This window comes from Streptomyces alkaliphilus, assembly GCF_014141535.1.
Classification (GTDB): domain Bacteria; phylum Actinomycetota; class Actinomycetes; order Streptomycetales; family Streptomycetaceae; genus Streptomyces; species Streptomyces alkaliphilus.
In genome coordinates, this window is the sequence record NZ_VKHT01000072.1 from 1 (window position 1) to 10,586 (window position 10,586).

General features: G+C 70.6%; 8 protein-coding genes. 1 reads left to right on the top strand and 7 read right to left on the bottom strand.

The genetic code is table 11. The features are described from left to right. Nucleotides 1-334 precede the first annotated feature (334 nt). From FNQ90_RS04495 to thyX, 3 genes are all read right to left on the bottom strand, one after another. Nucleotides 335-2,020, bottom strand: a complete 1,686-nt coding sequence (locus tag FNQ90_RS04495; RefSeq protein WP_182605070.1) for a ribonuclease J — start codon at nucleotides 2,018-2,020, stop codon at nucleotides 335-337. Nucleotides 2,021-2,257: 237 nt separating this feature from the next. Further along, nucleotides 2,258-3,157 carry a 4-hydroxy-tetrahydrodipicolinate synthase gene (gene dapA / locus FNQ90_RS04500; RefSeq protein ID WP_143617859.1) on the bottom strand — a complete coding sequence of 300 codons (900 nt, stop codon included), beginning with the start codon at nucleotides 3,155-3,157 and terminating at the stop codon, nucleotides 2,258-2,260. A gap of 275 nt (nucleotides 3,158-3,432) precedes the next feature. Continuing rightward, nucleotides 3,433-4,119: an FAD-dependent thymidylate synthase gene (gene thyX, locus FNQ90_RS04505; protein ID WP_323379774.1), complete on the bottom strand. Its 687-nt coding sequence runs from the start codon at nucleotides 4,117-4,119 to the stop codon at nucleotides 3,433-3,435. Nucleotides 4,120-4,455: 336 nt separating this feature from the next. Here thyX and FNQ90_RS04510 point away from each other — a divergent pair, with 336 nt between their 5' ends. Next, nucleotides 4,456-5,001, top strand: a complete 546-nt coding sequence (locus tag FNQ90_RS04510) for a hypothetical protein (RefSeq protein WP_182605072.1) — start codon at nucleotides 4,456-4,458, stop codon at nucleotides 4,999-5,001. 113 nt (nucleotides 5,002-5,114) lie between these two features. Here FNQ90_RS04510 and FNQ90_RS04515 read toward each other — a convergent pair whose 3' ends face one another. The 4 genes from FNQ90_RS04515 to FNQ90_RS04530 all read right to left on the bottom strand — a co-directional run bounded on the left by FNQ90_RS04515 (nucleotide 5,115) and on the right by FNQ90_RS04530 (nucleotide 10,196). After that, complete coding sequence (locus FNQ90_RS04515) at nucleotides 5,115-5,603, bottom strand: tetratricopeptide repeat protein (protein ID WP_182605073.1); 489 nt, start codon at nucleotides 5,601-5,603, stop codon at nucleotides 5,115-5,117. 5 nt (nucleotides 5,604-5,608) lie between these two features. Beyond that, entirely contained in the window at nucleotides 5,609-6,364 is a 756-nt protein-coding gene (dapB, locus tag FNQ90_RS04520) for a 4-hydroxy-tetrahydrodipicolinate reductase (RefSeq protein ID WP_182605074.1), read from the bottom strand. A 134-nt stretch (nucleotides 6,365-6,498) separates the two neighbouring features. Beyond that, on the bottom strand, nucleotides 6,499-7,818 hold the full coding sequence (locus tag FNQ90_RS04525) for a M16 family metallopeptidase (protein ID WP_323379775.1): 1,320 nt from the start codon (nucleotides 7,816-7,818) through the stop codon (nucleotides 6,499-6,501). Nucleotides 7,819-7,955: 137 nt separating this feature from the next. Further along, nucleotides 7,956-10,196, bottom strand: a complete 2,241-nt coding sequence (locus FNQ90_RS04530; RefSeq protein WP_143617849.1) for a polyribonucleotide nucleotidyltransferase — start codon at nucleotides 10,194-10,196, stop codon at nucleotides 7,956-7,958. Nucleotides 10,197-10,586: the final 390 nt, after the last annotated feature.

The window sequence follows — 10,586 nt, forward strand, 5'->3', positions numbered from 1 at the left end:
GGGGTATCAACATATCTGGCGTTGACTTTTGGCACGCTGTTGAGTTCTCAAGGAACGGACGCTTCCTTCGGAACTTCCCCCACCATTCGGCGGGTTCGTCCTCCGGGCGCTTCCCTTCGGTGTTTCCCACCTTATCAGAGCCATTTCCCTTGCCGTGACCGGCTGTTGGGGGCTCCGACTCCCGATCCACCGGACAGCGAGCTGTCCCGGCTTCCCGTTGCGGCGGTGTCGTAAACGTACTGGAGCGGGGCGCCCGGATGCAAATCCGGGGCCCCGCTCCGGGATGCCCGGTCCGGGGCGGCACCGCGCCGCCCCGGAGTGACCCGACGAGCGGTCAGACGTCGAGCACGACGGGCAGGATCATCGGGCGCCGACGGTAGGTGTCGGAGACCCACTTCCCGACGGTGCGACGGATCAACTGCTGCAGTTGGTGGGGCTCCGTGACGCCGTCGCGCGCCGATCGGGTCAGGGCCTCCTCGATCTTCGGGATGACCTTCTGGAAGTCCGCGTCGTCGATGCCGGACCCGCGGGTCTGCATCGTGGGCCCGCTGACGATCTTCCCGGAGTTGCTGTCCACGACGATGAAGATCGACACGAACCCCTCGTCCCCGAGGATGCGACGGTCCTTGAGGCTGGCCTCGGTCACGTCGCCGACCGACAGGCCGTCCACGTACACGTAGCCGGCGGGTACCTTGCCCGAGATGCGGGCCCTGCCGTCCACCAGGTCCACCGTGACGCCGTCCTCGGCGATGACGATGTGGTCCTCGGGGATGCCGGTCTGGGCGCCGAGTTCCGCGTTGGCTCGCAGGTGGCGCCACTCCCCGTGCACCGGCATGAGGTTGCGCGGTTGGCAGATGTTGTAGAAGTACAGCAGCTCGCCCGCCGAGGCGTGACCCGAGACGTGGACCTTGGCGTTCCCCTTGTGGACCACGTGGGCGCCCCATCGGGTCAGCCCGTTGATCACGCGGTACACGGCGTTCTCGTTCCCCGGGATGAGTGAGGAGGCGAGGATGACGGTGTCCCCCGGCTTGATGCGGATCTGGTGATCGCGGTTGGCCATCCGGGACAGCGCGGCCATCGGCTCCCCCTGGGAGCCGGTGCAGACCAGGACCACCTCGTGTTCGGGAAGGTCGTCCAGAGCCTTGACGTCCACCAGGAGGCCGGCGGGCACCTTCAGGTATCCCAGGTCGCGGGCGATACCCATGTTGCGGACCATGGAACGACCGACGAAGGCGATCCGGCGTCCGTGCTCGTGCGCGGCGTCCACGATCTGCTGGATGCGGTGGATGTGGCTGGCGAAGCTGGCCACGATGATGCGGTGACGGGCACCCGCGAAAACCTGTCGCAGGACGTTGGAGATGTCCCGCTCCGGGGCGACGAAGCCGGGGACCTCGGCGTTCGTCGAGTCGGACAGCAGCAGGTCGATGCCCTCCTCGCCGAGGCGGGCGAAGGCCCGCAGGTCGGTGAGGCGGCCGTCGAGCGGCAGCTGGTCCATCTTGAAGTCGCCGGTGTGCACGATCATCCCGGCGTCGGTGCGGATGGCGACCGCGAGCGCGTCGGGGATGGAGTGGTTGACGGCGACGAACTCGCAGTCGAAGGGTCCCAGGCGTTCGCGACCCCCCTCCTTCACCTCGAGGGTGTAGGGGCGGATCCGGTGTTCCTGGAGCTTGGCCTCGATGAGCGCGAGGGTCAGCTTGGAGCCGACCAGCGGGATGTCCGGCTTCTCCCGCAGGAGGTAGGGGACGCCGCCGATGTGGTCCTCGTGGCCGTGGGTCAGGACGATGGCGTCGATGTCGTCGAGCCGGTCCCGGATGGCGGTGAAGTCGGGCAGGATCAGGTCGATACCGGGCTGTTCGTCCTCGGGGAAGAGGACGCCGCAGTCGACCACGAGCAGGCGTCCGCCGTACTCGATGACGGTCATGTTGCGGCCGATCTCGCCGAGGCCGCCCAGCGGTGTGACGCGCAGACCGCCCTCGGGGACCGCGGGCGGGGTGCCCAGTTCGGGATGCGGGTGACTCAAAAGTTTCTCCTCACCACACGCGCCGGGTGCCCCGGAGGACACATGGCGCGCATGACTGTGTACACGTGCGGTGATGTGCGCGACGGCGCGCCGGCCCCGGTCCCCTCCGGAGCGGTGTCCGGGTGGGCGGGTGACCGACGCCTCGGTCGCTGTTCGGTCGTGATCCCCGGTCGGGGATCACCGGTTGCGGTGTTCAGTTGTGAAGTTCGTGGTGCGGCCCGTGGCACGGGCCGCCGTTCAGAGCTGTACCCCGCCGGCGGTGAGATCCCGCTTGAGCTGCTCCGTCTCCTCCTCGGTGATGCCCACCAGGGGCAGGCGCAGGGGGCCGCCGGGCAGGCCGAGGAGGCCGAGGGCCGCCTTGCTGGTGATCACGCCCTGGGTGCGGAACATACCGGTGAAGACCGGCAGCAGCTTCTGGTGGATCTCGGTGGCCTTGGCGACGTCGCCGCCGATGTGGGCGTCGACGAGCGCCCGCAGTTCGGGGGTGACGACGTGGCCGACGACCGAGACGAAGCCGACGCCGCCGACGGCGAGCAGCGGCAGGTTGAGCATGTCGTCGCCGGAGTACCAGGCCAGGCCGGTGGCGGCGATCGCCCAGCTGGCGCGACCCAGGTCGCCCTTGGCGTCCTTGTTGGCCACGATGCGCGGGTGCTCGGCCAGCCGGATCATGGTGTCCGTGTGGATCGGCACGCCGCTGCGGCCGGGGATGTCGTACAGCATGACCGGCAGGTCCGTGGCGTCGGCGACGGCGGTGAAGTGCTGGTACAGCCCTTCCTGCGGCGGCTTGCTGTAGTAGGGGGTGACGACCAGCAGACCGGTGGCCCCGGCCTCCCGGGCGGCCCGGGCGAGGTGGATGCTGTGGCGGGTGTCGTTGGTGCCGGCTCCGGCGACCACGTGGGCACGGTCCCCGACGGCCTCCACGACCGCGCGGACCAGATCTGCTTTCTCCCGATCGGTGGTGGTGGGTGACTCACCCGTGGTGCCGTTGACGATGAGACCGTCGTTGCCGGCGTTGACGAGGTGGTCGGCGAGGCGCTGGGCGCCGTCGAGGTCGAGTTCACCCTCCGGGGTGAACGGGGTGACCATGGCGGTCAGCACCCGCCCGAACGGGGTCTGCGGTGTGGAGGTCGGAGCCATGGTTCCCACGCTACTCGCAGATTCGTCCCTCGGGGCGCATCGGGTGCCGAAGCCACGGAGCCCGGCACTGTCTGCTCGGGGGTTCATCCAGTGCCGGGTCCGTTTGTTCAGAGTAGACGAACTTCGCAAATAGTGGCAATACGGACACCTGATCATCGATGTGCACCCCGCGGGGACGGTCCGCCGACCCGGACGGTCACCGCGACCACGGGGCCCCGTCCGCCGGCGCGCCTCCCCGGCCCCGGGCGAGCGAACCCCCGGTTCCCGGGAACGGCTCAGGGCGCCACTCGACCGTTGGTGTTGAAGGCGGCGTGGGTGAGCGGCATCAGCCGTGCCCACTCCGCCTCCATCAGCTCCGCCACCATCTCGATCTCCCGCTGGGGGAAGGAGGGGACCCGGGCCAGTTCGTGGCGGGTGCGCAACCCCAGGAAGTGCATCAGCGAGCGGGCGTTGCAGGTGGCGTACATGGAGGAGAAGAGACCCACCGGCAGGGTGGCACGGGCGACCTCACGGGCGACGCCGGCCTCCAGCATCTCCAGGTAGGCCGCGTAGGACCGACGGTAGGAGTCCTCCATCGACTCGCGGACCATCTTGTGCTGCTCGGGCGTCCCGGGGACGAACTCGTACTGGCCCGGACGGCCCCGCTGCACCAGGTTCCGACTCTCGTCGGGGATGTAGAAGACGGGCTCCAGACGACGGTAGCGCCCGCTCTCCTCGTTGTAGGACCAGCCGACCCGGTGGCGGTGGAACTCACGGAAGACGAAGATGGGCGCGGTCACCAGGAAGGTCATCGAGTTGTGCTCGAAGGGGCTGCCGTGACGGTCCCGCATGAGGAAGTTGATCAGCCCCTTGGAACGCTCCGGCTCCCGCTCCAACTCCGCCAGCGAGTCCTCCCCGGCGGTGGAGACCCGGGCCGCCCACAGCACGTCCCGGTCCGAGGCACTGTGACGGACCACCCGCACGGTGACATCGCTCCGGAAGCGGGGCTCGACCGGGGGCGGTCCGTCTTCCCCGGCCGCGGATCCTGGGGCCGGACTTCCCTCCGGGAGAGCTGCGTCGGTCACCGATGGATTCCTTCCGGCAGGTCGCCGGGATGGTGGCCCCGGCGGCGGTCGATCGTACGAACAGGGCCCCAGCCTAGGCCCCGGAGGATGTTCCGGAAGGCGCGGGGGCGACAGCCGCCACTCGCCGCACAACCGTCCGATCGGCACCGCTCCCGATCGCCCGATCCGGACCGAACACACGGTAATCTCACCGGGCAGCAACCGTGTCAACCGCACCACGAGCGAGGACGAGCCGTGCCCCTGACCATCATGTCGGCCGATCGCGGCACCGCGGAGTCCACCCGCGACATGCCCCTTCCCCACGCCACATCCGGTTCCTGGCGACGCCCCTACCGTCCCGGTCCCTGGCGGGTGGGGATCGCCGCGGTCATCCTGCTGCTCTCCGGTTACGTGCTGCTCTCCGCCATGATCATCGGCCTCGCCGGCGCCCCGTCGGGCGCGACCGTGACGCTCTGCGTCGGTTTGGCGGGAGTGGCGTTCGCGTTGCGGATACTGCGCATCGGCATCTGGGTGAGCCCCCGGGGACTGCGTCAGGTGAACCTGCTGATGACCACCACCCTGCGGTGGCGGGACGTGGGGCGCGTGCGAACCGCCCAGCAGCCGGTGAAGTGGCTGGGCCTGCCCCGCACCGTGCAGGGTCAGGCGTTGGTGATCGAGCGACGGCGCGGCGGGGCGCTGCGCCTCCTGCTGACCGACCACAACTCGGACTTCCTCACCCGACGGGACGCGTTCGACCGCGCCGCCGACGTCATCGAGGCGTGGGCGGCCGAGCACCGCTGAACGGACCGCGCCGGAGGAGCCGGCGGCGGACGGAGGGCTTGGGGCGGGGCCGGGACGAGCATGTCGTCCCGGCCCCGCCCCGGCGTATCGGTGGTCGGACCCCGGGGGTGGTGTCACCCCTCGGTCGACGCCGTTCCGCCGCCCGTGGAAGCCGCCCCGGAGCCCTCCCCGGCATGCAGGGCGATCGCGTGCTGCATCGCCCGCCGGGCCCTGGGCGTGTCCCGCGCGTCGTGGTAGGCCACCGCCAGCCGGAACCAGGCCCGCCACTCCCCCGGGTTCGCCTCCGCCTCCGCCCGGTAGCGCTCGAAGGCCGCGTCGGCGGCCGCCTTCTCGATCCGTCCGGACGGGGTGCGCGGCAGGTCGTCCACCGGCAGACCGCCCTCCGCCTCCAGCTGCCGGGCCAGCCGCCCGGCCCGCCGGGCGAAGCGGGTGCTGTGCCACAGGAACCACAGTGCGAGACCGGGCAGGACGAGCACCGCCGCTCCCAGGCCGATGGTGACCGGGGTGCCCTGTTGAAGGAGGAAGACTCCGCGGTGTCCGATGAAGACGGTGTAGACGACCAGCAGGATCGCCATCACCGCGTAGCCCAGGCGCGCGCCCATGTCGCTCAGCCGTCCAGGTCCATGAAGTGTTCCAGTCCCCTGGTCAGGCCCGGCCGCTCCACGATCCGCCGGATGCCGAGCAGCACGCCGGGCATGAAGGAGGTCCGGTTCATCGCGTCGTGCCGAATGGTGAGGATCTCCCCCTCCTCACCGAAGAGGATCTCCTGGTGGGCGACCAGGCCGCGCAGCCGCACGGCGTGCACCGGGACGCCGTCCACCGTGGCGCCGCGGGCTCCCTCCAGCGCGGTGGTGGTGGCGTCGGGCTGGGGCGGGCAGCCGGCGGCCCGACGGGCCTCGGCGATCACCTCCGCGGTGCGCACGGCGGTGCCGCTGGGGGCGTCGGCCTTGTTCGGGTGGTGCAGCTCGACGATCTCCACGGATTCGAAGAACCGGGCCGCCTGTCGGGCGAAGTGCATGGACAGGATGGCGCCGATGCCGAAGTTCGGCGCGATGAGCACACCGGTGTCGGGCGAATCGACCAGTCGGGCACGGAGCTCCGCCAGTCGCTCCTCGGTCCATCCGGTGGTGCCGACCACCGCGTGGATGCCCCGCTCGACGCAGAACGCCAGGTTTCCCATCACGACATCGGGGTGGGTCAGCTCCACCGCCACCTGCGTCCCCGCGTCCGCCAGGGCGTCCAGGGAGTCGCCGCGTCCCACCGCGGCGACCAGTTCCATGTCGTCGGCGGCCTCCACGGCCCGGACCGCCTCCGAGCCCATCCGGCCCCGGGCTCCGATGACGGCCACACGCAGCTTGCTCATGCCCACTCTCGTTCCGTTCTCCGCGGCGTCGCCGCACCCCGCTCGCGCGGGTCCTGTCGGGGATGGTCTCACGCCGGTGTCCCCCGGCCGTGCCCCGGTACGACCCGGGGACACGGCCGGGGGACACCGGCGGTTCAGCAGACGGCCTCGTCCAACCCGGCGGCCCAACGGTCCCCCAGCGGACCGATGACCGCCAACGAGGGCCGTTGGTCGAGCACCTCGGCCGCCACCCGGGCGACCTCGTCACGGTCGACCGCCGCGAAGCGCGCCAACATGTCGTCCACCGACAGTTGCGCGCCCCAGCAGATCTCGCTCTTGCCCAGTCGGTGCATGAGCGCCCCGGTGTCCTCCAGACCCAACACCGTGGCACCGGACAACTGTCCGATGGCCCGCCGCAGTTCCTCCTCCGACAGCCCGTTCCCGGCGATGTCGGCGAGTTGGGCGCGGCAGATCTTCAGCACCTCCGGCAACCGGTCCGGACGACACCCCGCGTAGACGCCGAACAGTCCGCAGTCGGCATAACCCGAGGTGTACGAGTACACCGAATAGGCCAGGCCGCGCTTCTCGCGGACCTCCTGGAAGAGCCGGGAGCTCATGCCCCCGCCCAGCGCGGCGTTGAGCACGCCCAGCGCCCAGCGCCGCTCGTCGGTACGGGAGACCCCGGGGAGCCCGAGCACGGCGTGCGCCTGTTCGGTGGGTCGGTCCAGCACCTCCACCCGGCCGCCGCCGCGCAGCGTTCGCCGTCCGCTCCGCGGGCCCATCGGCACCGCGTCCTCCCGACCGAGCGCGCCGGCCCGCTCGAAGGCGTCACGGACGCGGCGGACCACCGAGGCGTGATCGAGGCTGCCGGCCGCGGTGACCACGAGACGGTCCGGGGTGTAGTGGCGACGGTAGAAGCGCGCCACCCGGTCCCGGTCCAACGCGGTGACGGTCTCCGCGGTGCCCAGCACCGGACGACCCAGCGGGGTGTCACCCAACCGGGTGTGCGCGAACAGGTCGTGCACGCAGTCGTCCGGATCGTCCTCGGTCATCGCGATCTCCTCGAGGATGACGCCGCGCTCGGCGTCCACCTCCTCGGGAGCGATGACGGAGTCGGTGAGCATGTCGCACAGCACGTCGACGGCGAGCGGCAGGTCGCGGTCGAGCACCCGTGCGTAGTAGCAGGTGTACTCCTTGGCTGTGAAGGCGTTCATCTCCCCGCCCACCGCGTCCAGTGCGGCGGAGATGTCCAGCGCCGTACGGGTACGGGTGCCCTTGAAGAGCAGGTGCTCCAGGTAGTGGGTGGCACCGTTCAACGAGGGGGTCTCGTCCCGCGAGCCCACCCGGGCCCAGATGCCGAAGGAGACCGACCGAACCCCCGGCACGGTCTCGGTGATCACCCGCAGCCCACCGGGCAGGACGGTGCGGCGGACGGTACCCGCGCCGTTGGTGCCGGGTACCTCGACGGTGGTCACCGCCCGGCGGCGACCGGAACGGCCGGTGGGGCCGGTGGGGCCCGTGGAAGGGGATACGGGCCGTCCGCCGTGCGGCGGACGGGGGACGGCCCGCCCCGCCGGGGAGGCGGAGCGGGCCGTCGCGGGAAGCCGTCGGGTCACCGGTCGCCGGCGTCCTTCCGCTCGGCGTCGCCCTTGTCGGCGGCCTCGCCGTCTCCCTCGTCCTCCAGGACGGGGATCAGCGAGAGCTTGCCGCGCTGGTCGATCTCGGCGATCTCCACCTGGACCTTCTGGCCGATGCCGAGGACGTCCTCGACGTTCTCCACACGCTTGCCACCGGCGAGCTTGCGGATCTGGGAGATGTGCAGCAGACCGTCCTTGCCCGGCAGCAGGGAGACGAAGGCACCGAAGGTGGTCGTCTTGACGACCGTGCCCAGGTAGCGCTCGCCGACCTCCGGCATCGTCGGGTTGGCGATGCCGTTGATCGTGGTGCGCGCGGCCTCGGCCGAGACACCGTCGGCGGCACCGATGTAGATGGTGCCGTCGTCCTCGATCGTGATGTCGGCGCCGGTGTCCTCCTGGATCTGGTTGATCATCTTGCCCTTCGGGCCGATAACCTCACCGATCTTGTCCACCGGGATCTTGACGGTGATGATCCGCGGGGCGTGCGGGGACATCTCGTCGGGCTGGTCGATGGCCTCCATCATCACGTCGAGGATGTGCAGGCGGGCGTCGCGGGCCTGCTTGAGGGCCGCGACCAGCACGGAGGCGGGAATGCCGTCCAGCTTGGTGTCCAACTGCAGGGCGGTGACGAACTCCCGGGTCCCGGCGACCTTGAAGTCCATGTCACCGAACGCGTCCTCGGCGCCCAGGATGTCGGTCAGCGTGACGTAGTGGGTCTTCCCCTCGATCTCCTGGGAGATCAGCCCCATCGCGATGCCGGCGACCGGGGCCTTGAGCGGCACACCGGCGTTGAGCAGCGACATGGTGGAGGCGCAGACCGACCCCATGGAGGTGGAACCGTTGGAGCCCAGCGCCTCGGAGACCTGCCGGATGGCGTAGGGGAACTCCTCGCGGGAGGGCAGCACCGGCACGATGGCGCGCTCGGCGAGGGCGCCGTGGCCGATCTCGCGACGCTTGGGGGAGCCCACCCGACCGGTCTCACCGGTGGAGAACGGCGGGAAGATGTAGTTGTGCATGTAGCGCTTGCGCGACACCGGGGAGAGGGTGTCCAGCATCTGCTCCATGCGCAGCATGTTCAGCGTGGTGACGCCCAGGATCTGGGTCTCGCCGCGCTCGAACAGCGCCGAACCGTGGACCCGCGGGATGGCCTCGACCTCGGCGGCCAGGGTGCGGATGTCGGTGACGCCGCGGCCGTCGATGCGGACCTTCTCGGTGATGACCCGCTCGCGGATGAGCTGCTTGGTGAGGGTGCGGTAGGCGGCGGAGACCTCCTTCTCACGCCCCTCGAACTGCGGCAGCAGCTTCTCGGCGGCGATCGCCTTGATGCGGTCGAGCTCGGCCTCGCGCTCCTGCTTGCCGGCGATGGTCAGGGCACGGGCCAGCTCGTCGCGGACCGCGGTCTCCAGCGCCTCCAGGACATCGTCCTGGTGGTCGAGGAAGATCGGGAACTCGGCGATCGGCTTGGCGGCCTTGGCCGCGAGATCCGACTGGGCCCGGCACAGCACCTTGATGAAGGGCTTGGCCGCCTCCAGACCGGCCGCGACGACCTCCTCGGTGGGCGCCTGGGCGCCACCCGCGACCAGTTCGATGGTCCTGTCGGTGGCCTCGGCCTCGACCATCATGATCGCGACGTCACCGTCGGGCAGGACCCGACCGGCCACCACCATGTCGAAGACGGCCCGCTCCAGCTCGCTGTGGGTCGGGAAGGCGACCCAGGTGCCCTCGATCAGGGCGACCCGGGTGCCGCCGATCGGCCCGGAGAAGGGCAGCCCGGAGAGCTGGGTGGAGCAGGAGGCGGCGTTGATGGCGACCACGTCGTACAGATGGTCGGGGTTGAGCGCCATGACCGTCTCGACGATCTGGATCTCGTTGCGCAGGCCCTTCTTGAAGGAGGGGCGCAGCGGGCGGTCGATCAGACGGCAGGTGAGGATGGCGTCCTCGGAGGGACGGCCCTCACGGCGGAAGAAGGAGCCGGGGATCTTGCCCGCGGCGTACATCCGCTCCTCGACGTCCACGGTCAGCGGGAAGAAGTCCAGCTGGTCCTTGGGGTGCTTCGAGGCCGTCGTGGCGGACAGCACCATCGTGTCGTCGTCCAGGTAGGCGACGGCGGAGCCGGCGGCCTGCCGGGCGAGCCGGCCGGTCTCGAAGCGGATGGTGCGGGTGCCGAAGGAACCGTTGTCGATGACGGCCTCGGCGTAGTGGGTTTCGTTCTCCACCTTCGGTGTTCTCCTTGTCCGCGCCCGTCCCGGGGGACGGGCGACGTGTGCGGCGGTGGAGCGTCCCGCTGCGGGCCGGCCATCGATCGAAGCACCCGGGGTGAGCCCCGGGGGCCACTACCGAGGACCGGCGGCGGTGGAGACGCCCCGCCTCGTTTCGGTTGTCGCCATGCGATGGGATCACACGGCGGCGTGCGCTGTCACGTGATGCCCGCGCGGCGCCGGGGGTTCCCCGGCGCGGCAACGACACCAGCGTACAAAGGCATCGACGCTTCGGCTCGTCTTACGGGGACACGCCGGGGCGTCGGGGCGGTTCGTTCCCCTCCGGGCGACGGCTCGTGCGCCCCGGAGGGAAAGCGGGATGCGGCGAGGGGAGCGACCGGGCACGGG